General features: G+C 59.6%; 20 protein-coding genes and 1 tRNA gene. 10 read left to right on the plus strand and 11 right to left on the minus strand.

Features of this window, described 5'->3' with window-relative positions; genetic code table 11:
• Nucleotides 1-159 precede the first annotated feature (159 nt).
• A complete protein-coding gene (gene gltX, locus ACWR1S_RS13235) occupies nucleotides 160-1,641 on the minus strand; it encodes a glutamate--tRNA ligase (protein ID WP_454563796.1) in 1,482 nt (493 codons plus the stop codon).
• Nucleotides 1,642-1,870: 229 nt separating this feature from the next.
• Between gltX and ACWR1S_RS13240 the strand changes: the two genes are divergently transcribed.
• Nucleotides 1,871-2,920, plus strand: coding sequence for an HlyD family secretion protein (locus ACWR1S_RS13240; protein WP_454563797.1), 1,050 nt, complete (start codon nucleotides 1,871-1,873; stop codon nucleotides 2,918-2,920).
• A 49-nt stretch (nucleotides 2,921-2,969) separates the two neighbouring features.
• Nucleotides 2,970-4,460: an MDR family MFS transporter gene (locus ACWR1S_RS13245; RefSeq protein ID WP_454563838.1), complete on the plus strand. Its 1,491-nt coding sequence runs from the start codon at nucleotides 2,970-2,972 to the stop codon at nucleotides 4,458-4,460.
• 116 nt (nucleotides 4,461-4,576) lie between these two features.
• On the opposite strand, the gene uvrB is transcribed toward ACWR1S_RS13245, so the two are convergent.
• Nucleotides 4,577-6,592: an excinuclease ABC subunit UvrB gene (gene uvrB / locus ACWR1S_RS13250; protein ID WP_007913411.1), complete on the minus strand. Its 2,016-nt coding sequence runs from the start codon at nucleotides 6,590-6,592 to the stop codon at nucleotides 4,577-4,579.
• A gap of 337 nt (nucleotides 6,593-6,929) precedes the next feature.
• On the opposite strand from uvrB, the gene ACWR1S_RS13255 reads away from it, so the two are divergent.
• Both ACWR1S_RS13255 and ACWR1S_RS13260 read left to right on the plus strand, forming a co-directional pair.
• A complete protein-coding gene (locus ACWR1S_RS13255; RefSeq protein WP_454563798.1) occupies nucleotides 6,930-8,126 on the plus strand; it encodes an amino acid aminotransferase in 1,197 nt (398 codons plus the stop codon).
• 224 nt (nucleotides 8,127-8,350) lie between these two features.
• Entirely contained in the window at nucleotides 8,351-8,551 is a 201-nt protein-coding gene (locus tag ACWR1S_RS13260; protein WP_454563799.1) for a hypothetical protein, read from the plus strand.
• Here the strand turns inward: ACWR1S_RS13260 and ACWR1S_RS13265 are convergent.
• Nucleotides 8,548-8,778, minus strand: coding sequence for a hypothetical protein (locus ACWR1S_RS13265; protein ID WP_034152784.1), 231 nt, complete (start codon nucleotides 8,776-8,778; stop codon nucleotides 8,548-8,550). The two genes, ACWR1S_RS13260 and ACWR1S_RS13265, sit on opposite strands and share 4 nt — an antisense overlap.
• Nucleotides 8,779-8,998: 220 nt before the next feature.
• Here ACWR1S_RS13265 and ACWR1S_RS13270 point away from each other — a divergent pair.
• A tRNA-Asn gene (locus ACWR1S_RS13270) sits at nucleotides 8,999-9,074 on the plus strand.
• A gap of 133 nt (nucleotides 9,075-9,207) precedes the next feature.
• Here the strand turns inward: ACWR1S_RS13270 and ACWR1S_RS13275 are convergent.
• On the minus strand, nucleotides 9,208-10,731 hold the full coding sequence (locus ACWR1S_RS13275; RefSeq protein WP_064116831.1) for a nucleobase:cation symporter-2 family protein: 1,524 nt from the start codon (nucleotides 10,729-10,731) through the stop codon (nucleotides 9,208-9,210).
• A gap of 254 nt (nucleotides 10,732-10,985) precedes the next feature.
• Here ACWR1S_RS13275 and ACWR1S_RS13280 point away from each other — a divergent pair, with 254 nt between their 5' ends.
• Together ACWR1S_RS13280 and ACWR1S_RS13285 are read left to right on the plus strand one after the other, a co-directional pair.
• Nucleotides 10,986-11,270 (plus strand): BrnT family toxin, encoded by a 285-nt coding sequence (locus ACWR1S_RS13280; RefSeq protein WP_454563800.1) that lies wholly within the window; start codon nucleotides 10,986-10,988, stop codon nucleotides 11,268-11,270.
• 3 nt (nucleotides 11,271-11,273) lie between these two features.
• Nucleotides 11,274-11,600, plus strand: a complete 327-nt coding sequence (locus ACWR1S_RS13285) for a BrnA antitoxin family protein (protein WP_454563801.1) — start codon at nucleotides 11,274-11,276, stop codon at nucleotides 11,598-11,600.
• Here ACWR1S_RS13285 and ACWR1S_RS13290 read toward each other — a convergent pair.
• Both ACWR1S_RS13290 and xth read right to left on the minus strand, forming a co-directional pair.
• Nucleotides 11,597-12,430, minus strand: coding sequence for an arylamine N-acetyltransferase family protein (locus ACWR1S_RS13290; protein WP_454563802.1), 834 nt, complete (start codon nucleotides 12,428-12,430; stop codon nucleotides 11,597-11,599). The two genes, ACWR1S_RS13285 and ACWR1S_RS13290, sit on opposite strands and share 4 nt — an antisense overlap.
• A 101-nt stretch (nucleotides 12,431-12,531) precedes the next feature.
• A complete protein-coding gene (xth, locus tag ACWR1S_RS13295; RefSeq protein ID WP_454563803.1) occupies nucleotides 12,532-13,326 on the minus strand; it encodes an exodeoxyribonuclease III in 795 nt (264 codons plus the stop codon).
• A 129-nt stretch (nucleotides 13,327-13,455) separates the two neighbouring features.
• On the opposite strand from xth, the gene ACWR1S_RS13300 reads away from it, so the two are divergent.
• Entirely contained in the window at nucleotides 13,456-14,037 is a 582-nt protein-coding gene (locus tag ACWR1S_RS13300) for a GNAT family N-acetyltransferase (RefSeq protein WP_454563804.1), read from the plus strand.
• Between the two features lie 3 nt (nucleotides 14,038-14,040).
• Here ACWR1S_RS13300 and ACWR1S_RS13305 read toward each other — a convergent pair whose 3' ends face one another.
• The 3 genes from ACWR1S_RS13305 to ACWR1S_RS13315 form a co-directional block, all read right to left on the minus strand.
• A complete protein-coding gene (locus ACWR1S_RS13305) occupies nucleotides 14,041-15,483 on the minus strand; it encodes a mechanosensitive ion channel domain-containing protein (protein ID WP_454563805.1) in 1,443 nt (480 codons plus the stop codon).
• Nucleotides 15,484-15,701: 218 nt separating this feature from the next.
• Complete coding sequence (gene ycaC / locus ACWR1S_RS13310; RefSeq protein ID WP_454563806.1) at nucleotides 15,702-16,328, minus strand: isochorismate family cysteine hydrolase YcaC; 627 nt, start codon at nucleotides 16,326-16,328, stop codon at nucleotides 15,702-15,704.
• A gap of 86 nt (nucleotides 16,329-16,414) precedes the next feature.
• Nucleotides 16,415-17,281 (minus strand): pirin family protein, encoded by an 867-nt coding sequence (locus tag ACWR1S_RS13315; protein ID WP_454563807.1) that lies wholly within the window; start codon nucleotides 17,279-17,281, stop codon nucleotides 16,415-16,417.
• Nucleotides 17,282-17,386: 105 nt separating this feature from the next.
• Between ACWR1S_RS13315 and ACWR1S_RS13320 the strand changes: the two genes are divergently transcribed.
• Both ACWR1S_RS13320 and dkgB read left to right on the plus strand, forming a co-directional pair.
• Nucleotides 17,387-18,295, plus strand: a complete 909-nt coding sequence (locus ACWR1S_RS13320) for a LysR substrate-binding domain-containing protein (RefSeq protein WP_454563808.1) — start codon at nucleotides 17,387-17,389, stop codon at nucleotides 18,293-18,295.
• 218 nt (nucleotides 18,296-18,513) lie between these two features.
• On the plus strand, nucleotides 18,514-19,317 hold the full coding sequence (gene dkgB, locus ACWR1S_RS13325; protein WP_454563809.1) for a 2,5-didehydrogluconate reductase DkgB: 804 nt from the start codon (nucleotides 18,514-18,516) through the stop codon (nucleotides 19,315-19,317).
• Between the two features lie 18 nt (nucleotides 19,318-19,335).
• On the opposite strand, the gene ACWR1S_RS13330 is transcribed toward dkgB, so the two are convergent.
• Together ACWR1S_RS13330 and ACWR1S_RS13335 are read right to left on the minus strand one after the other, a co-directional pair.
• Nucleotides 19,336-22,509 (minus strand): transporter substrate-binding domain-containing protein, encoded by a 3,174-nt coding sequence (locus ACWR1S_RS13330; protein WP_454563810.1) that lies wholly within the window; start codon nucleotides 22,507-22,509, stop codon nucleotides 19,336-19,338.
• A 52-nt stretch (nucleotides 22,510-22,561) separates the two neighbouring features.
• Nucleotides 22,562-23,188, minus strand: coding sequence for a response regulator (locus tag ACWR1S_RS13335; protein WP_454563811.1), 627 nt, complete (start codon nucleotides 23,186-23,188; stop codon nucleotides 22,562-22,564).
• Nucleotides 23,189-23,221 lie beyond the last annotated feature (33 nt).

Below are 23,221 nucleotides of genomic sequence, written 5' to 3' on the forward strand. Positions count from 1 at the left end.
CATAACAATCACTTACCGCCCTCCCCCCCGTAAATTCGGGACTCGGGATGTCACACAGACCTGTAGGAGCTGCCGCAGGCTGCGATCTTTTGACTTTATCTTTTGAAAACAAGATCAAAAGATCGCAGCCTGCGGCAGTTCCTACAGGAGGCGAAGCGCTTAGGCGATGGCGACCAGGAGCTTTTCCCACTCTTTGTTTTCTTTCTTCGACACGCCGCCCAGCAGGTCGATCGCCTGACGCAGACGGAAGCGGGTCAGATCCGGGCCGATGATTTCCATCGCATCGAGCACCGACACCGAGCTCGCCTGACCAGTGATCGCCGCAAACATCAGCGGCATCGCGTCACGCAGTTTCAATTCCAGCGATTCAACCACTGCCTGAATCGTTGCGGTGATGTTGTCTTTCTCCCACTGACGCAGGCTTTCCAGCTTCCACAGGATCAACTGCATCAACTGACGAACCTGATCGCCCGAGAGCTTTTTCGATTCGAACAGTTTGGCATCCGGATTGACGCCACCGGCGAAGAAGAACCCGCCCAGCGGTGCAACCTGGCTGAAGGTTTCAACGCGGCCCTGCACCAGCGGCGCGATCTTCATCATGTATTCCGGGTTCAACGCCCAGGTCTGCAAGCGGCTGGCGAACTCTTCCACCGGCAGATCACGCAGCCACTGGCCGTTGAGCCAGGACAGCTTCTCGATGTCGAAGATCGGCCCACCGAGCGAGACACGCTTGAGGTCGAAGTTGTCGACCATTTCCTGCAGCGAAAACTTCTCGCGCTCGTCCGGCATCGACCAGCCCATGCGGCCGAGGTAGTTGAGCATCGCTTCCGGCATGAAGCCCATGCGCTCGTAGAACGTCACCGAAGTCGGGTTCTTGCGCTTGGACAGCTTGCTCTTGTCCGGGTTACGCAGCAGCGGCATGTAGCACAGCTCTGGTTGCTCCCAGCCGAAGTACTCATACAGCAGAATCAGTTTCGGTGCCGATGGCAGCCATTCTTCGCCGCGCAGCACGTGGGTGATGCCCATCAGGTGATCGTCAACCACGTTGGCGAGGAAGTACGTCGGCAGGCCGTCGGTCTTCATCAGCACTTGCATGTCCATGCGATCCCACGGGATCTCGACGTCGCCACGGAGCATGTCCGGCACCACGCAAACGCCTTCGCTCGGCACTTTCATGCGGATCACGTGGGGTTCGCCAGCGGCCAGACGCGCCGCAACTTCTTCTTTCGACAGCAGCAGCGCGCGGCCGTCGTAGCGCGGGGTTTCGCCGCGAGCCATTTGCTCGGCGCGCATCTGATCGAGTTCTTCAGCGGTGCAGAAGCATGGGAACGCATGACCCATGTCGACCAGTTGCTGGCAGTACTTCTGATAGATGTCGCCGCGCTCGCTCTGCCGATACGGGCCGTGCGGGCCGCCAACGTCCGGGCCTTCGCTCCAGTCGATGCCCAACCAGCGCAGGGCGTCGAAGATCTGCTGTTCGGACTCGCGGGTCGAACGCAACTGGTCGGTGTCTTCGATCCGCAGGATGAACTCACCGCCGTGCTGCTTGGCAAAGCAGTAGTTGAACAATGCGATGTAAGCGGTACCTACGTGGGGATCCCCGGTAGGCGATGGCGCGATGCGAGTGCGGACGGTGGTCATGGCATGTCTCGAAAATAATGAAAAGCAAAACAATCAAGCGGCGAATGGTAACAGGCGACACCCGCCCCGCTCCAGCGGGCAGGGCATTTAAGCCAAGTTTGCGTCTGTAAGGCCCGTAAGCCGTGATGAATAGCGGAATATCAGCAGATGGCATTTACCGTTTATCGGCTGTATGCCAAATTTGCCTGCTGATAACTTTCCTTACAATTCCTCGACTACAGTTTGCCCCATGCCTGCCCAACTCAAGCGTCGCCTGTTTATTTTCCTGCTGCTCGTCCTGCTGATTGCCGGGGGCTTCTTCGCCCACTGGTTCTTCAAAGGACGCTTTTATGAAAGCACCGACAACGCCTATGTCCAGGGTGAGATCACTCGTGTCTCGAGCCAATTGGGCGCGCGCATCGATGAAGTGCTGGTGCAGGACAATCAGCACGTGGAAAAAGGCCAGTTGCTGGTACGCCTCGAACCGAATGATTTCCGCCTCGCGGTAGACCGCGCCAACGCCGCCCTCGCCACCCGCGAAGCCGAACGCCTGCAAGCGCAAAGCAAACTGACCCAACAATCGAGCCTGATCGCCGCCAGCGATGCGCAAGTGGCGACCACCCAAGCGACGCTTGGCCGCTCGCAGATGGATTTGTCGCGCGCCGAAACCCTGCGCAAACCCGGTTACGTTTCCGAAGAACGCGTGACCACCCTCTCCGCCGACGCCCACATTGCTCGTTCGCAAGTGGCCAAGGCGCAGGCTGACGCGCAAGGTCAGCGTCAGCAGGTCAACGCCCTGAACGCTGAAATCAAACGCCTCGACGCACAGATCGCCAACGCCCACGCCGATATTGCGCAAGCCGAACTCAACCTGACCCGCAGCGAAATCCACGCACCGATCAGCGGCCTCGTCGGTCAACGCGCCGCGCGCAATGGTCAAGTGGTGCAGGCCGGCGCCTATTTGCTGTCGATCGTTCCGGACGAAGACATCTGGGTACAGGCCAACTTCAAGGAAACCCAGATCGGCCACATGCAGCCGGGACAAAAAGCCGAGTTAACCTTCGATGCCTATGGCGACACGCCGATCGACGCGCGGGTCGAGAGCCTGTTCGCCGCATCTGGCGCGCAGTTCAGCCTGCTGCCACCGGACAACGCCACCGGCAATTTCACCAAAGTCGTGCAACGGATTCCGGTGAAACTGACCTTCAAAGCCGATAACCCGCTGCACGGCAAAATCCGTCCGGGCATGTCGGTCACCGCGACCGTAAACATCAAAGACGCCCCTGAAGATGGCCGGTGATTCGCTGATCCGCCCGGTCGGCGAACCGACCCGGCGCGATTGGATCGCGGTGATGAGCGTAATGCTCGGCGCCTTTATGGCGGTGCTCGACATCCAGATCACCAACTCTTCGCTCAAGGATATTCAGGGCGCGCTGTCGGCGACGCTGGAAGAAGGTTCGTGGATTTCCACCTCCTATCTGGTCGCGGAAATCATCATGATTCCGCTGACCGCGTGGCTGGTGCAGTTGCTCTCGGCGCGGCGATTGGCTGTGTGGGTGTCGCTGGGGTTTCTGGTTTCATCGCTGCTGTGCTCGATGGCCTGGAGCCTGGAGAGCATGATCGTTTTCCGCGCGATGCAGGGCTTTACCGGCGGCGCACTGATCCCGTTGGCCTTCACCCTGACCTTGATCAAACTCCCCGAACACCACCGCGCCAAAGGCATGGCGATGTTCGCCATGACCGCGACGTTTGCGCCGTCCATCGGCCCGACACTGGGCGGCTGGCTCACGGAAAACTGGGGCTGGGAATACATCTTCTACATCAACATTCCGCCGGGTCTGATCATGATCGCCGGCCTGATGTACGGCCTGGAAAAGAAAGAAGCGCACTGGGAACTGCTGAAGAGCACCGACTACACCGGCATCCTCACGCTGGGCATCGGCCTCGGCTGCTTGCAGGTTTTTCTCGAAGAAGGTCATCGCAAGGACTGGCTCGAATCAAGCCTGATCGTGACGCTGGGCAGCATTGCGCTGGTGAGCCTGATCACTTTTGTGATCGTGCAGATATCCAAACCCAATCCGCTGATCAACCTTGGCATTCTGCGTAATCGCAATTTCGGTTTATCGAGTATTTCCAGCCTGGGCATGGGTGTCGGGTTGTACGGCTCAATTTATCTGTTGCCGTTGTACCTGGCGCAGATCCAGAACTACAACGCCCTGCAGATCGGCGAAGTGATCATGTGGATGGGCGTGCCGCAGCTGTTTCTGATTCCGCTGGTACCGAAGCTGATGAAGATCATTTCGCCGAAATGGCTGTGCACGTTGGGGTTCGGCTTGTTTGGTCTGGCGAGTTTTTCGTCGGGAGTGCTCAACCCGGATTTCGCCGGGCCGCAGTTCAATCAGATTCAGATCATTCGGGCGCTGGGGCAGCCGTTGATCATGGTGACCATTTCGCTGATCGCCACGGCGTACATCCTGCCGCAGGACGCAGGGTCAGCGTCGAGTCTGTTCAATATCCTGCGAAATCTGGGCGGCGCGATTGGTATTGCTCTGCTGGCGACGCTGCTGGACGCGCGCACCAAGACCTACTTCGATTATTTGCGCGAGGCGGTGGTGCCGACCAATCCGCAAGTGGCCGAACGGCTGGCGTCGATGACCGATCGGTTTGGCAGTGATACGGCGGCGTTGGGCAAGTTAAGTGAGATCGTCCATCAGCAGGCGGCGATCATGGCTTACAACGATGCGTTTCACTTTGTCGGGATTGCGTTGGGGGTGAGCATGCTGGCGATATTGCTGACCAAGAAATTGCCGCAAGGGCTGAAGGCTGGGGAGTCTCACTAGCTGCGACTGATCGTTCCCATGCTCCGCGTGGGAATGACTCCGGTGACGCTCTGCGTCACAGCGGACGCGGAGCGTCTGAGGCTGCATTCCCACGCAGAGCGTGGGAACGATCATCCTTACACAGCCAATAGCCGCTCACGCAACTTGGCAATCTCGTCGCGCATCTGCGCCGCCGCTTCAAACTCCAGATCCCGCGCCAGCTGATACATCTTCTCTTCCAGCGCACGAATACGCTTGGTGATTTCGCTCGGCGAGCGCAGTTCGGCTTCGTACTTGGCGTTCTCTTCGGCGGCTTTGGCCATGCCTTTGCGCTTCTTGCTGCGCGAGCCCGGCACAGTGGCGCCTTCCATGATGTCGGCGACATCCTTGATCACACCGCGCGGGGTGATGCCGTTTTCCAGGTTGAACGCTATCTGCTTGTCGCGCCGACGCTCGGTCTCGCCAATCGCCCGCTCCATCGAACCGGTCATGCGATCGGCATACAGAATCGCCCGACCATTGAGGTTCCGCGCCGCCCGGCCAATGGTCTGGATCAGCGAGCGCTCGGAACGCAGGAAGCCTTCCTTGTCTGCGTCGAGAATTGCCACCAGCGACACTTCCGGCATGTCCAGACCTTCTCGCAGAAGGTTGATCCCCACCAGTACATCAAAGGTGCCGAGGCGCAGGTCGCGGATGATCTCGACCCGCTCGACGGTGTCGATGTCCGAGTGCAGATAACGTACGCGCACACCGTGGTCGGCGAGGTAATCGGTGAGGTCTTCGGCCATGCGTTTGGTCAGCGTGGTGACCAGCACCCGCTCTTCGACCGCGACACGCTTGCTGATTTCCGAGAGCAGATCGTCGACCTGAGTCAGCGCCGGACGTACTTCAACCTGCGGATCGACGAGACCGGTCGGCCGCACCACTTGCTCGACCACCCGCCCGGCGTGCTCGGCTTCGTAGTTGCCCGGCGTCGCCGAGACAAAAATGGTCTGCGGGCTGACCCCTTCCCACTCGTCAAAACGCATCGGCCGATTGTCCAGCGCGGAAGGCAGACGGAAGCCATATTCGACGAGGGTTTCCTTGCGCGACCGGTCGCCCTTATACATCGCGCCCACTTGCGGCACGCTGACGTGGGATTCGTCGATCACCAGCAAGGCGTCGGCCGGCAGGTAATCGTAAAGGGTTGGCGGCGCCGCGCCGGCCGGACGACCGGACAGATAGCGCGAGTAGTTTTCGATGCCGTTGCAGTAGCCCAACTCGAGAATCATCTCCAGGTCGAAACGGGTGCGCTGCTCCAGACGCTGGGCTTCCACCAGTTTGTTGTTGCTGCGCAGGTATTCGAGGCGTTCCTGCAATTCGACCTTGATGTGTTCGATGGCGTCGAGCAGGGTTTCCCGTGGCGTCACATAGTGGCTTTTCGGGTAGAAGGTGAAGCGCGGCATCTTGCGGATGACTTCGCCGGTCAGCGGATCGAATGCGGAAATGCTTTCGACTTCGTCATCGAACAGCTCGATGCGGATCGCCTCCAGATCGGATTCCGCCGGGTAAATGTCGATCACATCGCCACGCACGCGGAAGGTCGCGCGGGCAAAATCCATGTCATTGCGGGTGTATTGCAGATCGGCCAAACGCCGCAGCAGCGCACGCTGATCGAGTTTGTCGCCGCGATCGACGTGCAAGACCATCTTCAGATAGGTTTCCGGGCTACCGAGACCGTAGATGCACGACACCGTGGTGACGATGATCGCGTCTTTTCGCTCCAGCAAGGCTTTGGTCGCGGACAGGCGCATCTGCTCGATGTGGTCGTTGATCGACGCATCCTTCTCGATGAAGGTGTCGGACGACGGCACATAGGCTTCGGGCTGGTAGTAGTCGTAGTAGGAAACGAAGTATTCCACGGCGTTGTTCGGGAAGAACGCCTTGAACTCGCCGTACAGCTGCGCGGCGAGGGTTTTGTTCGGCGCCAGCACCAGCGTCGGCCGTTGAATCTGCGAGATGACATTGGCGATGCTGAAGGTCTTGCCCGAGCCGGTCACACCGAGCAGCGTCTGGTGCGCCAGCCCGGCTTCGATGCCCTCGACCAATTGGCGAATGGCTTCCGGTTGATCGCCGGCGGGCTCGAAGCGGGTGACGAGCTGGAATTCGGACATATACACCTCTGGGATCGCGGCATTCCGAGCAAAGCGGAGCACCCCGGGGACGACCGCAAACGACCGGTGTCGCGCAAGAAAATAGCTGGATTGTGCTCAATGTGGTGGCGATTGCCTCACCTTTCAAGGCAAACGTCCTACATCCGGTAAAGACTCTGACACGAGCAGTCGACTAACGGTCAAGAAATAATCTGAAAAACTTACCGTAAAAGCCGAATCGCCTGTCGCCATTGTTCAGTAATGGCCTCTATACTAGCTCCCCGTTTGTGCACCGCTCTAGTGCATCCGGCTGGAGCGCGACACGTCCCTCCATTCTCCATTCAGAGCCGCCGCAATAATGAGCCTGTTCTCCGCTGTCGAAATGGCACCCCGCGATCCAATCCTGGGCCTCAACGAAGCATTCAACGCCGATACCCGGACCACCAAGGTCAACCTGGGCGTGGGTGTTTACTGCAACGAAGAGGGGCGAATTCCACTTCTGCGCGCCGTGATCGAGGCCGAAACCGTTCGCGCTGCTCAACACGCGTCGCGCGGTTACCTGCCGATCGATGGCATCGCTGCCTACGACCAGGCCGTGCAAAAGCTGCTGTTCGGCAACGACTCGCCGCTGATCAGCGCCGGTCGCGTGATCACCACTCAGGCTGTCGGCGGTACCGGCGCACTGAAAATCGGTGCCGACTTCCTCAAGCAGCTGCTGCCGAACGCCGTTGTGGCAATCAGCGACCCGAGCTGGGAAAACCACCGCGCGCTGTTCGAAACCGCCGGTTTCCCGGTGCAGAACTACCGTTACTACGACGCCGCCACCCACGACGTCAACCGTGCCGGCATGCTCGAAGACCTCAACGCCCTGCCGAACGGCTCGATCGTTATCCTCCACGCGTGCTGCCACAACCCGACCGGCGTCGACCTGACCCCGGCGGACTGGAACAACGTGCTGGAAGTGGTCAAGGCCAAAGGTCACGTGCCGTTCCTCGACATGGCTTACCAGGGTTTTGGCGATGGTATCGACGAAGACGCCGCTGCCGTGCGCCTGTTCGCTGAATCCGGCCTGACTTTCTTTGTATCGAGCTCGTTCTCCAAGTCGTTCTCGCTGTACGGCGAGCGCGTTGGCGCCCTGTCGATCATCAGCGAATCGAAAGAAGAAAGCGCGCGCGTGCTGTCGCAAGTCAAACGCGTGATCCGCACCAACTACTCCAACCCGCCGACTCACGGTGCAAGCATCGTTGCGGCGGTGCTGAACAGCCCGGAACTGCGCACGCAGTGGGAAACCGAGCTGGCCGAAATGCGTCTGCGCATTCGCGGCATGCGCGAGCAGATGGTTGCCCTGCTGGCAGAGAAAGCCCCGGGCCGCGACTTCAGCTTCGTCGGTCGTCAGCGCGGCATGTTCTCCTACTCGGGCCTGACCACTGAACAAGTGCATCGCCTGCGCAACGAGTTCGGCATTTACGCGCTGGACACCGGCCGCATCTGCGTGGCTGCGTTGAACCAGAGCAACATCAAGGCTGTGACGGACGCGATCGTTCAGGTCATCTGATTTCGCACTGTGATGAAAAACGGGAAGCCTTGGGGCTTCCCGTTTTTTATTGTCACGAAACAATCCCTATCCCCTCTAAACTGCACACATGTCCAAATGTGGGAGCGAGCTTGCTCGCGAAAGCGATCTGTCATTCAACATCGTTGTTGACTGACATGACGCCTTCGCGAGCAAGCTCGCTCCCACAGGTGATGAGTACATTCCAGAATTTTGTGAGATCAGATATGAAAAACGACAACCTGCGCGCCGACCGTGACGATCTGGAAGATTTCATCCCTCGTGCCTCGGCCAAACGCGAGAAAAGCCTGGTGCTGCAAGTCGCCGCCGGGGTGTTTCTCGGCGGCCTGGCTTTGTGGCTGGTGCAACTGGCCGCCACCGCGGCTTACGCCAAGCTGTTGTTGGGCACTATTACCTTCGGCAGTTAAGCCAGTTCAGTCGCACGCTGAGTCGCAGCATCGTCATAGACGACGTACAGCGATTCGGCGATCTGGCTCTTGATCGCCTTGGTGCTTTCCAGACCGAGGACAAAACCTTCGGCCTTGCCACCCGCGCGGTTCAATTCCTCGGCGGTGCTGGCCTGGGTTATTGCATCGAAGAGTTTTTCGGCGTGAGGACCGACGCCTTTGGGCAGGCTGATTTGCGCGATGCTCATGCGAACACCTCGCTGTTGCGGGACAAATGGTTCATGACGCGTACCTTTTTCGGCGAATGGCCGGCAGCGCGTGTGACCACTTCCGGGCGGCCATGGTAGACCTCTGGCGGGAATCTGGTAACCGCCAATCGCTGACAATCCACCGCGCATCCCGGCGAATCATTCATTTTCACAATCGATGCTTGACTTCTCTTTTTGAATCAGTAACATACGCACCAATTCCGCAATAGCTCAGTTGGTAGAGCAAATGACTGTTAATCATTGGGTCCCTGGTTCGAGTCCAGGTTGTGGAGCCAAATAGCAAAGCCCCTGAATTGAAAGATTCAGGGGCTTTTTTGTGGGCGCTCGAAAAGATCATCTATTGATCTACAAACGAAAAGGGCCGATCTGTGTTTAACAGATCGGCCCTGTTCTATTCAGGCGCAGTCGTCAGACGTGCTCGCTGGGTCGCACCTGCACCTTCGGCGCACCGTGCCCATGATCGTGATCATCCGGCTCGATCACCGGCACTTCCTTGCCATCGCAATCATGCAGCTTGCCGTCGCTGAAGTAATCGCCTTCACGCAGCGCCGCCAGATCGCGATAACGCAGGGTCCGCTCCTCCGCCGCGGCAAACACCGACTGCTGATCCGAGTTACCGGCGGTGAAGTGGTTGAAGGCCAGGTTAAGCAGGATCGCCATGATCGCCGACGAACTGATGCCCGAGTGGAAAATGGTCGCGAACCAGCTCGGGAAATGATCGTAGAAGTTCGGCGCAGCAATCGGGATCATGCCGAAACCGATCGAGGTGGCAACGATGATCAGGTTGACGTTGTTGCGGTAATCAACCTTGGACAGCGTACGAATGCCGCTCGCCGCCACGGTACCGAACAACACGATACCGGCGCCGCCGAGTACCGACGTCGGCACGGCTGCGATCACCCGGCCCATGAACGGCAGCAGGCCGAGAATGACCAGGAAGACACCGCCAGTCGCCACCACGTAACGGCTCTTGATGCCGGTCACTGCCACCAGTCCGACGTTCTGGGCGAAGGCACTCTGGGTGAACGAGCCGAAGATCGGTGCAAACATGCTCGACAGCATGTCCGCCCGCAGGCCATTGCCCAAACGTTTGGAATCGACCTTGGTGCCGATGATTTCACCGACCGCCAGAATGTCTGCCGAAGTCTCTACCAAGGTCACCATGACCACGATGCACATCGACAGGATCGCCGCAAAGTGGAACGTTGGCATGCCGAAATGGAACGGCGTCGGGAAGCCGAACATCGGCCCGGTGGTGACGCTGGAGAAGTCCGCCATGCCGAGGAACACCGCCAGCACCGTGCCGATCACCATGGCCAACAGGATCGACAGACGCGAGATGGTCGAGCTGCCGACCTTGCTTAGCAACAACACCAGCACCAGCGTGACTGCCGCCAGACCGATGTTCTGCATGCTGCCGAAGTCCGGCGCATGACTGTTGCCGCCCATCGCCCAGCGTGCGGCCACCGGCATCAGCGTCAGGCCGATGGTGGTGATCACAATGCCGGTAACCAATGGCGGGAAGAACTTGGTGATCCGCGAGAACACCGGCGTGATCAGCAAGCCGATCAGCGATGCCGCAATAACGGCGCCAAGCACCGACTGGAAGCCGCCCTCCCCGCCACTGCTGACGATCGCGACCATGGTCGCTACGCCGGAGAACGACACGCCCTGTACCAGCGGCAACTGACAGCCAAAAAACGGCAGACCCAGGGTTTGCAGCAGCGTCGCCAGCCCCCCCGCAAACAATGAAGCAGCAATCAGCAAACCAATGTCCGCCGGCGACAGGCCGGCCGCCTGGCCGATGATCAGTGGCACCGCAACGATACCGCCGTACATGGTCAGAACATGTTGCAGGCCGTAAGCCATATTCGCGCCGACCCCGAGATTTTCGTCCTCGGGCCGTTGGTGTGAAACATGGGGCGTTTTCATGGTGGGGGGTTCCCTGGTTTTTGTTATGCGCACACTGTATTCAATACTCGTGACAAATGTCCATAGAGTTGTATACAACTTATCAGTCACATAATGGATAGGTAGCCACCCAAGCTTCTAACCCGCTGCTCCCATCCCCCACAAATCCGGCAACACTTCCTCTCCAGTGCCCTCGCCTGCCGCCACTACGCTGAAGTGTTCACGGCGACCGACGGTGCGGTCGCGCTCTTTTTTATACATATAAAGTATGCATAATGAAGTCAATTGAAATTCAGTACGACAAAAGCAAGAACGCAGCCAACAAACTCAAGCACAAGGGCGTCAGCCTCGCCGAGACCGAACCGGTCTTTCACGACGAACGAGCACTGACGATCGAGGACAACGACCATGACGAACAGCGCTGGATCACTATTGGCCTCAACGGCAAAGGGCGCTTGTTGGTCGTTGCTTACAGTTACCGGGATGCGAATGTCGTTCGAATCATTTCTGCACGTGTCGCGACACCGAGCGAACGTTGCGCTTATTTTCTGGAGGCTTGACCGATGAAAGACGAATATGACTTCTCTCAGGGCAAACGCGGTGCATTGGCGCCCAACAAGGGTAAAACACGCATCACCATCATGCTCGATGACGCCGTCATCGAAGCGGCGCGTACGGTTGCAGAGAGCGAAGGGTTCGGTTATCAGACGGTAATCAATAACACCCTGCGTCATGCCCTGCTCGATGCCATCGCCAAACCGGAACAAGCCGAATCGAGCGGGCAATTCAAGAAAGGCATCACCGCCGCAGACCTCAAGAGTCTCGAGAAAAAACTGTCGGCAGCGGTCGGGGAAATCCGCCGAGTGCTGGAGCCAGACGCCAAGCCCTAAACGGAAACCGGTGCGATCATCCGCGCCAGAGCCTGCCGTATGTGGGGCAGATCCGGCAGGTGCAGAGCAAACTCGCGCGCCAGCAATTCAATCAGCTCATCGACCTGCGTCACCTCGCGCCGCTCACTGCTGGCGCCCATGCGATGAACAGCGAAGCTGCCGTTGTTCAGCGTCTTGCGCCAGCCATCGCCAGTACGCGCGACCATCAGACGCTGGGTAAACGGTGACTCCGGATGCGTCGAGACGTACCAGTTGCCAATGGTGTAATCGATGTCTTCCTGGCGCTGCAGGTCGAACAGGTACATCGGCCGCCATTCACCCGCTACGTTGGCACGCAGCATGTAGCCGTCGGCTTGTTTTTCAATGCGATAAGGTTCGTGAGGGGTCGCTTGCTCGGTCTCGGTATCGAGGAGCAGCGGCGCGGTCGGGACCATGCCACCGAAGCCGACATCGCTGATGTAACGCACGTCGTCGATGCTCACCAGACTCAAACGGTGCGTGCGCGCTGTCCAACTGCCTTCGGGCTGATTCATCACCACCCGCCCGCTGATGGCGCGAGCGTCGAAACCCAGCTCCAGCAACAAGGCAAAAAACAGGTTGTTCAGCTCATAGCAGTAACCACCGCGCCCCCCGAGCAGGACTTTTTCCTCGATGGACGGCAGACCGATCAACACCGGAGCCCCGGTGATTGTCGCCAGATTCTCGAAAGCAAACACACCGGTGTGGCGCAATTGCAACACACGCAAGGTTTCCAGCGTGGGTGCCGGCGGGGTATCAAACCCGAGCCGTTGCAGGTACAGCTTCAGATTCGTCAGGCGTGGCTCGCTCATTGCTAGGTCCTTATGCATGGGGCCGCAGGTCACTGCGTTGATGGTCGCCATGTATACGGGATCCGGCACTGTCTTCGACAATTGATTTCGCCAATCGCCTGCTAACGTTTCTTGCGTGAACCAATACGAATCCACGTCGGCGCGTGGTCGCTGGCATGCGGCTCGTTGCGCACCCAGGCGTCGACCCCGGCCTCATGCAGATACGGACTCAGCGCCGGGTTGAGCAGCAGATGATCGATGCGCAGGCCGGAGTTGGTTTGCCAGTGCTGGCGGAAGTAATCCCAAAACGTGTAGAGACGATCCTCGGGATACAGATGTCGCAGCGAATCGGTCCAGCCTTGATCGAGCAGGCGCTGATAACACTCGCGACTCTCGGGTTGCAGCAACGCGTCCTTGAGCCAGGAGCGGGTGTTGTAGATATCCATGTCGGTGGGCACGACGTTGTAGTCACCGGCCAGCACCACCGGGTGATCGCTACTTTGCAAATCCTTCGCATACGCGATGAGCCGTTCGAACCAGGCCAGTTTGTAATCGAATTTCGGTCCCGGTTGCGGGTTGCCATTGGGCAGGTACAGGCACCCGACCAGCACGCCGTGCACCGCTGCCTCCAGATAACGACTGTGCTTGTCATCCGGATCGCCCGGCAGACCGCGGCGGCTCTCCAGCGGCTGCGCGTCACGGGCGAGAATCGCCACGCCGTTCCACGACGCCTGGCCCTGCCAGATCGCGCCATAACCGACGGCTTCCAGTTCAGCGACGGGGAATGCCGTATCAACCGACTTGAGTTCTTGCAGGCAAGCGATGTCCGGTTGCTCGCGTTTGAGCCAATCCAGCAGGTTCGGCAAACGTGCGCGTAAACCGTTGACGTTGTAAGTGGCAATCCGCAGGTTTTTCATCGGCTGAGGCTCCTGCCCATGGGTGGTAAAAATTGTGACCGTGCGACCCTCGCACGGGTTGCATCGGATCGGCCCGTTGCGGCGTAATAGATACTCGTCATTCGCCCGCACTGCCGAGACCTGAATCCCATGCCAACCACGCTGCAAGGTCAGCGCATCGTCTTGCGCCCGCTTCAGTCTTCAGATGCCGCCGCCCTGCTCCACGCTGCCGCCGACGGCGAGTTGTGGAACCTCACCGTCACCGTGGTGCCTTCGCCCAGCACCGTCGACAGCTATCTGAAAAAAGCCCTCGACGGCCGTGACGCCGGCACGGTGCTGCCGTTTGTCATCGTCTTGAAAGACACCGGGGAAGTGATCGGCTCAACGCGCTTCTGGAAGATCGACCCGCTCAATCGCAAGCTGGAAATCGGCAGCAGCTGGATCGCGGCGAGCTGGCAGAAATCCTTCGTCAATACCGAAGCCAAGTACCTGATGCTGCGCCACGCTTTCGAAGTGCTCGATTGCGTGCGCGTGCAGTTCACCACCGACGAGAACAACGAGAAGTCACGCAACGCGATTCTGCGCCTTGGCGCGCAACAGGAAGGCATCGTCCGCCATGAGCGGATCATGCCGGACGGGCGCAAGCGCAACTCGGTGCGCTTCAGCATCATTGACGACGAGTGGCCGCAGGTGCGTCTGCACCTGGAACAGAAACTCGCCGCCTGCGCGTAACACTCAGGCGCGATTGCGCAGCCATTGCAGAAAGCCTTTTTTCGCCACCACCACCGGCGCATCCTCGGTCAGCGATTGCGCCTTGTGCAGGCGGTAATCGAGCAAGGTTTTCATGGCATCGCTGATATCGTGGCGAGCGTCCAGACACGGCTTCAAGTAAGTCTTCTCGATGCGATACAAGGCGCAAAAAGTTTTCGCGGCAAACCTGGCCGGCACAGAAGAATCGGAAAGTATGCCGGCCTCGCCGATGACTTCGCCGGGGCCCATGCGCCCGGACTCGAACGGCGAGCCATGGCGAGTCAAGGTCACCGTGACCACACCCGACTCGATAATGAACAAGTGATCGCTGACCTCCCCCGCCTCAAGAATCGTCTCGCCGGCACGGAAGCTCTGCAGGTTCATGTTCTGGCTGAAGGTGTCCTTCTCTTCCTGGCGTAACGTCGAGAAAATCGGCGAGCTGTCGAGCAGCGCCCGGGGCCGCGACAGGTTGGTCGGCGCAGAGTTTTCATCGCTCGACAGCAGATTGACCCCGGACGCCTGCAAGTGCCGATAGGCCAGATCAAACAACTGATTGCGCACCACGCGCTTCTCGCCCATCGAGGCGACGAACCCGCTGATCTCGTATTCCGCACCGCTGCTGCCGGAGCTTTTCAGTGCCACGCTCGGCGCCGGCGTGTCGAGCAGTTGCCGGCAGCCCTGCATCGCCCGTTCCAGCGCATCGATTACCGAGCTGGGCCGGGCATGCGGGCTGACCTGCACGCTGACCGCGACACCGAACATATTGCTCGGCCGACTGAAGTTGATGATCTTCGCCTTGGCCGCCAGCGAGTTGGGAATCACCGCCATGCTGCCCTGGCTGGTTTGCAGGCGCGTGGCGCGCCAATCGATATCAGTGACCCGGCCTTCGGTGCCGTCGATGGAAATCCAGTCATCGAGTTGATAAGGCTTGGTGGTGTTGAGGACGATCCCGGAGAACACGTCGCTGAGCGTGCTCTGCAAGGCCAGACCGACGATGATCGCCAAGGCGCCGGAGGTGGCGAGCACGCCTTTGACCGGCAGATCCAGCACATAGGCCAGCGCCGCAATGATCGCAATAAGGAAAATCACCGCGCCGAGCAGATCCTGCAACAGCCGCCCGGTGTGGCCGACTCGCTGCATCATCACCGCGCCGATCAACACCGTTAGAGTCCGCGCACCGAACAACCACCAGCCAATCTGCAATCCGGTCGCCGCCAAATGCAGCGGCACGTTGTCGGCCCACGGCGCCGGCTCCATCGGGTTGAGGCCTTCGTTGAACAGCAGCACGCTGAACAGACTGAAAATCAGCACCCGCACCAGCAGTTTCCATTCGCTGCCATGGGAGCTGATCAGGCGCCACAGGCCCAGATCGAGGAGGATCAGGATCAACGCGCAGAACAACGGATGTTCGGTGAGCAGAGACAGCATCAAACAACTCCGACGGGGGCCAATCGCGAGAAGATCGCACAGATTGAGCAAGTGTAGGAGCAATTGATTTCAGCGAATGAACCCGCACTCAAAAACACCACAAAACCCATGTAGGAGTGAGCCTGCTCGCGATGGCGTTGGGTCAGTCAAAGAGACTTCGACTGACATTCCGCTATCGCGAGCAGGCTCACTCCTACAGTTATTGCATAGGATTTGAGTTATTTGCCGTTGGTCAGGCTGTTGTAGCTGGTGAACAGGTTGCGGTAGTCCGGGATGTGGTTGGAGAACAGCGTGCCCAGCCCTTCGATGTCGTTGCGCCAGTCGCGGTGCAGCTCGCAGGCCAGACCGAACCAGGTCATCAATTGCGCGCCGGCCGAGGACATGCGATTCCAGGCCGATTCACGGGTCAGTTCGTTGAACGTGCCCGAGGCATCGGTGACCACGAACACATCAAAACCTTCCTCTATCGCCGACAGTGCAGGGAACGCCACGCAGACCTCGGTCACCACACCAGCAATGATCAACTGCTTCTTGCCAGTCGCCTTGATCGCCTTGACGAAATCTTCGTTGTCCCAGGCGTTGATCTGCCCCGGTCGGGCGATGTACGGCGCGTCCGGGAACAGCGCTTTCAGCTCCGGCACCAGCGGGCCGTTGGGGCCGGTTTCAAAACTGGTGGTGAGGATCGTCGGCAGTTTGAAGTACTTGGCCAGATCGGCCAGCGCCAGCACGTTGTTCTTGAATTTGTCCGGTTCAATGTCGCGCACCAGCGACAGCAGCCCGGCCTGATGGTCGACCAGCAGCACCGCTGCGTTGTTCTTGTCCAGACGTTTGTATTGAGTGTTCATGGGCGTTTCCTCTTTTCTATAGGCAACAGCCATCCCTGGCCTGCGAACCGGCCTACGCGTCCTGTGTAGAGCGGAGTGGTGGTGCGTTAAGCGTGCATCTGGCCGAAGCAGCCAGACTGGAAGTCGGCGAACGCCTGGTGGATTTCCTGCTCGGTGTTCATCACGAACGGGCCGTGGCCGACGATCGGCTCGTCGATCGGCTCGCCGCTGAGCAGCAACACCACCGCGTCCTGGCTGGATTCGAGCGTCAACTGATGGCCGTCACGTTCGAACAGGGCCAGCTGCCCTTCGCGCACCGATTCCACACCATTGACCTGCACCGAACCTTTCAACACCACCAGCGCGGTATTGCGACCCTCGTGCAGATCCAGCGTCAGCAACTTGCCGGCGTTGAGGCGCAGATCCCACACGTCGATCGGCGTGAAAGTCCGCGACGGGCCGGTGTGGCCCTCGAACTCACCGGCGATCAGGCGCAGGCTGCCGGCGTTGTCTTTGAGCGCGATGCTCGGGATGTCGCTGTCGAGAATGGTCTGGTAGCCCGGCGCGGCCATTTTGTCCTTGGCCGGCAGGTTGACCCACAGCTGGACCATTTCCAGTTTGCCGCCGGTTTTGGCGAAGTTTTCCGAGTGGAACTCCTCGTGGAGGATCCCGGAAGCGGCGGTCATCCATTGCACATCGCCCGGACCGATGACGCCGCCACTGCCGGTCGAATCGCGGTGCTGCACTTCGCCTTCATACACGATAGTCACGGTTTCGAAGCCACGGTGCGGATGCTGACCAACGCCACGGCGTTCGGTGGTCGGGGTGAAATCGGCAGGACCAGCGTGATCGAGCAGCAGGAACGGGCTGATGTGTTTGCCCAAGTTGTCGTAGGAAAACAGCGTGCGAACCGGGAAACCATCGCCGACCCAATGGCCCCGCGGGCTGGTGTAGATACCGATGATGTTTTTCATGGTTGTCTCCAATTTGGGTGAATGACGCGATGGATCAAGCTTAAATCCATGAGCATTAATGCACTAGACTGCAAAAATCAGCCTTAGCGTTCTATCTGGAGAACGATGGTGGAAGACCTCAACACCCTCTACTACTTCACCCAAGTGGTCGAACATCATGGTTTCGCTGCCGCCGGGCGCGCACTGGACATGCCGAAATCAAAGCTCAGCCGGCGCATTTCCGAACTGGAAGAACGCCTCGGCGTACGCCTGCTGCACCGCACCAGTCGCCATTGCTCGATGACTGAAATCGGTCAGGCCTATTACCAGCGCTGCCTGGCCATGCGCATCGAAGCCGAGAGCGCCGCCGAGCTGATTGAGCGCAACCGTTCCGAGCCGCAAGGCCTGGTTCGCCTCAGTTGCCCGACGGCGCTGCTCAACTCCTGGGTCGGGCCGATGCTCACGCGCTACATGCTCAAGTATCCGTTGGTGGAGTTGTTTATCGAGAGCACCAATCGCCGCGTCGACCTGATTCACGAGGGTTTCGACATCGCGTTGCGGGTGCGTTTTCCGCCACTGGAAAACACCGACATGGTCATGAAGGTGCTCGGCAACAGCATGCAATCAGTGGTCGGCAGCCCGGTATTTGTCGAACGTCTGTCGTCACCGCCCTCGCCTGCCGACCTCAATGGCTTGCCCAGCCTGCATTGGGGGGCGGCGCAGCGCGAATATCAGTGGGAACTGCTCGGGCCGAATGACCACACGGCGCTGATTCGGCATACGCCGCGCATGGTCACCGATGACTTGATTGCCTTGCGTCAGGCGGTGATTGCCGGCGTTGGCGTGGCGCATTTGCCGAGTGTGGTGGTGCGTGAGGATATTGCCGCCGGACGCGTCGTGGAATTGATTCCAGGCTGGGCGCCGAAGTGCGGGGTGGTGCATGCGATTTTTCCGTCTCGGCGCGGGTTGTTGCCGTCGGTGCGCACGTTGATTGATTTTCTCGGAGAGGAGTTTGCCCACAGCGACATAGCCTGAATCTGCGGCGCGCCCTTCGCGAGCAGGCTCGCTCCCACATGAACACGCATTCCAATGTGGGAGCGAGCCTGCTCGCGAAGAGGCCAGCCCGGACAACACAAATCCTGAAAATGATTCATGATTTCTGATCAACAGTGCTTTGTCCCGCCAGCGGTTTTTCTCAACGATGCAGACACGGATACTCCTGCCCATTCCCACTGCAACCCCTGGAGTCCTGCATGTCTGTTCCCGCTTTCGGCCTTGGCACCTTTCGCCTGCATGGCCAGGTCGTCATTGACTCAGTGAGCACCGCCCTTGAACTCGGCTACCGGGTCATCGACACCGCGCAGATCTACGAAAACGAAGCCGATGTCGGCGAGGCCATCGCGGCCAGCGGTATCCCGCGTAAAGAGCTGTTCATCACCAGCAAGATCTGGGTCGCCAACTTCGCCAAAGATCGTCTGATCGACAGCCTCAAGGAAAGCCTGCAAAAACTGCAGACCGACTACCTCGACCTGACCCTGATTCACTGGCCGTCGCCGGAAAACCAGGTGCCGGTCGAAGAATTCATGGCTGCTCTGCTCGAAGCCAAGCGCCTGGGCCTGACCCGGCAGATCGGTGTGTCCAACTTCACCATTGAGCTGATGAAGCAGGCGATCGCGGCGGTCGGTGCCGACAACATCGCCACCCACCAGATCGAACTGCACCCGTACCTGCAAAACCGCAAAGTCGTCGAGTTTGCCCAGCGCCAGGGCATCCACATCACCTCGTACATGACCCTCGCCTACGGTGAAGTGCTGAAAGATCCACTGATCCAGCAGATCGCCGAGCGCCTGCAGGCTACCCCGGCGCAAATCACCCTGGCCTGGGCCATGCAGTCGGGCTACGCGGTGATCCCGTCGTCGACCAAACGGGCCAACCTGCAAAGCAACCTTGCCGCCATGGCGCTGACGTTGAGCGACGCCGACATGGCGCTGATTGCCTCGCTCGAACGCGGCCATCGCCTGACCAGCCCGAAAGGCATCGCGCCAGACTGGGACTGAGCCGGCGATATTGCCCGTTCAGGCCTGCAGACGTTGCGCGAGACCGGTCATGGCCTTGCGCAACGTTTCGACCGCGATGCCCAGCGTTGCCGCAGGCGCCTGTTGACTCGCCAGCTCCAGATCAACACACGCCGCCACTACCCGCGCCGCGCCCACCATCTGCGCCCCGCCCTTGATGTGATGAGTCAGTTCACGCAGCCCTGCGCGATCCTGCTCAGGCTGCAAATCATCAAGGCGTTGCAGATCGAGTTGCAAACTGTTCAACACCTCCTTGCGCAACTGTTCGATCAGGGCGCGATCATCCCCGGCCATTTGCTCCAGGGTGCTCAGGTCGATTTCCGCCAGTGCCGGTATTTCACCGGACTCCGCCGGCATGTCGCACTGGCTGGCTGCCGCCAAGGCCTGTGCCAGATCGTGCAAGCGAATCGGTTTGAACAGGCATTCGTCCATACCGGCATTCAGGCAACGCGTGCGCTCTTCGGCCTGCGCGTTGGCGGTAAAACCGAGGATCAGACACGCTTGGCGGTCGCTAATCGCTTCCTCATCGCGAATCGCCCGCGCCAGTTCATAACCGTTGCGCCGCGGCATGTTGCAATCGCTGATCACCACATCGAACGCCTGAGTCCGCCAGCGTTCCAGGCCCTCATCACCATTCTCGGTGTCGACCGTGTGATGGCCGAGTTCAGTCAATTGCCAGCACAACAGCAAACGGTTCACCGGGTGATCGTCGACCACCAGAACACTCAGTGAACAGGTGGCGGCGACTTTTGTTTCCGGGCTTGGAGCCTCAGCGAGGACAGCCAACAACGGCAGGTCGAGACTGACCTCGACTTGCGTGCCTTCACCCGGTGCACTGTCGAGCCGCAGTGTGCCACCCATCATTTCGCAAAGGCTGCGACTAATGACCAGGCCCAGTCCGGAACCGCTGCGTGCCGATTGCGTGTGATTGTTCGCCTGCACGAATGGGCTGAACAGCCGTTGCCGATCGTCCTGGCTAATCCCCACCCCGCTGTCTTCAATCAAGACTTTCAGGGCCAGGCGCTCGGAGGTCGCGGCGGTCACCACCAGCCGCAGACTGACCTCGCCCTCTTCGGTGAACTTGATTGCGTTGCTCAGCAGATTCGACAGCACCTGTTTGAGGCGTGTCGGATCCATCAGCACGTCGACGTTGCTACGGGCATCGAGTTCGATGTGCCACAGCAAACGCTTCTGCCGCGCCAGCCCTTCAAACACCCGGCACACCGACACCACCAGCTCACGCAGGTTGGCGCGTTCGGGCGCGAGGGACAAATGCCCGGTCTCGATCCGCGCGATGTCGAGAATGTCGCCGATCAGCGCCAGCAACTGTTGCCCCGCGTTGGACGCCACCTGAATCGCCAGACGATCGGTCACGCCCTCTTCTGCGCGCTTCAAGGCCAATTCAAGCATGCCGATCAAGGCATTCATCGGTGTGCGGATTTCATGGCTCATGGTCGCCAGAAACGTGGTTTTCGCCCGATTGGCGTCGTCCGCCGCGTCCTTGGCTTCCTGCAATTGCTGCAACCACTGCTGACGCCGGCGAATCTGTTGGCGCTGAAAAACGATCCAGGCTAGCGCAAGCGCCAGCAAGACCGCCGCACCGGCGAAGCCCAGGAGAATTTCGCGCCGATGTTGTATCCAGTAACTGTCATCCACCACCACATCGTGGCTCCAGCGCTCAACCAGCTCGTCCATCTGTTGCGGGGCGATGCTCAGGAGTGCCTTGTTCAGGATCGAGTGCAGTGCCGGCACTTGCGGGGCCGTCGCCAACGCGATACGCGCCGGTTGATCTCCGACCGTGCCAGTAATGCGTAGACGGTCGCGGTAGTGGCGCGCGATCAGAAAGCGCGCGACCAGCAACGAACTCACCGTCGCGTCGACCTGGCCTTTGGCAGTCATTGCCATGCCTTCAGCGGGGCTTTTGACGTCGACCAGACGAACGCGCGGCACGCGTTCCGAGAGATAACTGCGCAACGGATGGCCGCGATAAATCGCCAGCCGCTTTCCTGCCAGGTCATCAAGGTTGAGCGGTCCCTGCGCGGTGCTCGCACTGACCAGCACAAACGGATTGTTCAGATAAGCGCGAGTAAATTGCAGTTCGATTTCGCGCTCGCTGCTCGGCGTCACCACCGGCAATACATCCAGTTCACCGGCCTTGAGCTGTTCGATCTGGCGATCCAGCGAGGCGCCGCGCACGATGTCGAACTTCAGCCCGCTGCGCTGGCTGATCAAGCTCAGCAGTTGTGCCGACAGCCCGCTGAAACGACCATCGGCGTCAAAGAACGTCAGTGGTGCGAAATCGTCGATGGCACCGACGCGCACCACCGGGTGCTGGTCCAGCCACTCCTGCTCATTGGCACTGAGCTGCACCCGCGACTGTTCAGCCATCTCCGCAAAGCCCGCGCTCCAGCGTTGTTCGATGCGTTGACGGCGCTCCATGGGGATGGCCGCCAACGCCCTATCGACGATGCGCTTGAGGCGCGCGTCGCTGCGCAACAGGGCGAAGCCGAACGAGTTGGCGTCCAGTCCCGCCGGGCCGGCCAACTGCAGGTCGTTACGATAATTGGTGTTGATCAGGTAGTTGGCACTGATGAAGTCGCCCAGATAAACATCATCCGCGCCGAAGGCCACCGCACCGAGCGCATCCATTGCCGAAGGGTAGCGCTGCACGCTGGCCTGGGGATAAAACGCTTGCACGCTCGCCAGCGGCAGATAGTCCTCGACCATCGCCAGGCGCTTGCCCGCAAGATCGCTCGGCAGCCGCTCTTCGAGGCGGGTCACCAGCATCGGCTGATCTTCGGCGTAGGGTCGGGACAGGATGAAGTCCGGGTCGGCGGCCTCGAAACTGTTGGATGTGCCCAGCAGATCGAGATCACCGCGCTTGAGTGCCGCCATCACGCCATCGCGGTTGGCAAAACGGCGTACTTCGATGCGCACGCCGAGCAACTGCGCCAGCAGGTCGGCATAATCGGCGGTCAACCCTTCGAGTTCCTGTTGATTGCGGGTGATCTCGAACGGTGGGTAATCCGGTCCGGAAATCCCCATGCGCAATACCGGGTGCAAACGCAGCCATTGCCGGTCCTGTTCGTCGAGGCGCAACTGGACGTTTTCCAGCCCGGTCCGGCTCAGCACTTGCAGCACCTGCGGCGTGTCATCGGCCCAGCAGCCGGCCATCAGACCCAACCACAGCCAGACAATCCAGCTTCCCGGCCTCATGTGCGACCGCTCAGATCACATGATTGCGCTTGGCGAAATCGCGCAAGTGCACCGCTGAACCGACCCCGAGCTTTTTCATCAGACGGGTCTTGTAGGTACTCACGGTCTTGTGGCTCAGGTGCATGTCCTCGGCAATCGCTTTATTGGACTTGCCCAGCCCCAGTTGCACGAAAATGCTCAACTCACGATCAGAGAGCTGATCAATCATTTGTTTTTCGGTGGTTTGCACGGCATTCAGCGTGCTGAGGTAGTCCGGAAGCGCGGAAAAAAAGGTATGCCCCGAAACGACTGCCTTAATGGCATGGCGCAACTGTTCCAGTTGATTGGTTTTGGTTACGTAGGCCATGGCCCCGGCTCGCACGCAGCGCTCCTGATAGAACATCGGGTCGTGTGTACTGAAAACCAGCACTCGAGATCGCAGATTATTGGCCCTGATCCGCTCCAGAACGTCCAGTCCATCGAGCACTGGCAAATTCAGATCGAGTATCACCAGTTGAGGCTCGTGTTCACGAATAAGCGACACCACCTCGTTGCCTTGAGACGCCTCGTATATCTGTTTGAAACCCGCGGCTAGCAATACGATTCGGATGGCGGCGCGCACCACCGGATGATCGTCGACGATCAGCGCTGACTTCATGGCCACTCCAGGTGCAAAGTCTGACGAAACGGT

This window comes from Pseudomonas sp. AIG (assembly GCF_977020205.1).

Excerpts from the sequence above, each read along its gene's own strand:
- gltX (WP_454563796.1), bottom strand. The coding sequence starts at position 1,641 with ATGACCACCGTCCGCACTCGCATCGCGCCATCGCCTACCGGGGATCCC.
- ACWR1S_RS13240 (WP_454563797.1), top strand. The coding sequence starts at position 1,871 with ATGCCTGCCCAACTCAAGCGTCGCCTGTTTATTTTCCTGCTGCTCGTC.
- uvrB (WP_007913411.1), bottom strand. The coding sequence starts at position 6,592 with ATGTCCGAATTCCAGCTCGTCACCCGCTTCGAGCCCGCCGGCGATCAA.
- ACWR1S_RS13255 (WP_454563798.1), top strand. The coding sequence starts at position 6,930 with ATGAGCCTGTTCTCCGCTGTCGAAATGGCACCCCGCGATCCAATCCTG.
- ACWR1S_RS13260 (WP_454563799.1), top strand. The coding sequence starts at position 8,351 with ATGAAAAACGACAACCTGCGCGCCGACCGTGACGATCTGGAAGATTTC.
- ACWR1S_RS13265 (WP_034152784.1), bottom strand. The coding sequence starts at position 8,778 with ATGAGCATCGCGCAAATCAGCCTGCCCAAAGGCGTCGGTCCTCACGCC.
- ACWR1S_RS13275 (WP_064116831.1), bottom strand. The coding sequence starts at position 10,731 with ATGAAAACGCCCCATGTTTCACACCAACGGCCCGAGGACGAAAATCTC.
- ACWR1S_RS13280 (WP_454563800.1), top strand. The coding sequence starts at position 10,986 with ATGAAGTCAATTGAAATTCAGTACGACAAAAGCAAGAACGCAGCCAAC.
- ACWR1S_RS13285 (WP_454563801.1), top strand. The coding sequence starts at position 11,274 with ATGAAAGACGAATATGACTTCTCTCAGGGCAAACGCGGTGCATTGGCG.
- ACWR1S_RS13290 (WP_454563802.1), bottom strand. The coding sequence starts at position 12,430 with ATGAGCGAGCCACGCCTGACGAATCTGAAGCTGTACCTGCAACGGCTC.
- xth (WP_454563803.1), bottom strand. The coding sequence starts at position 13,326 with ATGAAAAACCTGCGGATTGCCACTTACAACGTCAACGGTTTACGCGCA.
- ACWR1S_RS13300 (WP_454563804.1), top strand. The coding sequence starts at position 13,456 with ATGCCAACCACGCTGCAAGGTCAGCGCATCGTCTTGCGCCCGCTTCAG.
- ACWR1S_RS13305 (WP_454563805.1), bottom strand. The coding sequence starts at position 15,483 with ATGCTGTCTCTGCTCACCGAACATCCGTTGTTCTGCGCGTTGATCCTG.
- ycaC (WP_454563806.1), bottom strand. The coding sequence starts at position 16,328 with ATGAACACTCAATACAAACGTCTGGACAAGAACAACGCAGCGGTGCTG.
- ACWR1S_RS13315 (WP_454563807.1), bottom strand. The coding sequence starts at position 17,281 with ATGAAAAACATCATCGGTATCTACACCAGCCCGCGGGGCCATTGGGTC.
- ACWR1S_RS13320 (WP_454563808.1), top strand. The coding sequence starts at position 17,387 with ATGGTGGAAGACCTCAACACCCTCTACTACTTCACCCAAGTGGTCGAA.
- dkgB (WP_454563809.1), top strand. The coding sequence starts at position 18,514 with ATGTCTGTTCCCGCTTTCGGCCTTGGCACCTTTCGCCTGCATGGCCAG.
- ACWR1S_RS13330 (WP_454563810.1), bottom strand. The coding sequence starts at position 22,509 with ATGGCCGGCTGCTGGGCCGATGACACGCCGCAGGTGCTGCAAGTGCTG.
- ACWR1S_RS13335 (WP_454563811.1), bottom strand. The coding sequence starts at position 23,188 with ATGAAGTCAGCGCTGATCGTCGACGATCATCCGGTGGTGCGCGCCGCC.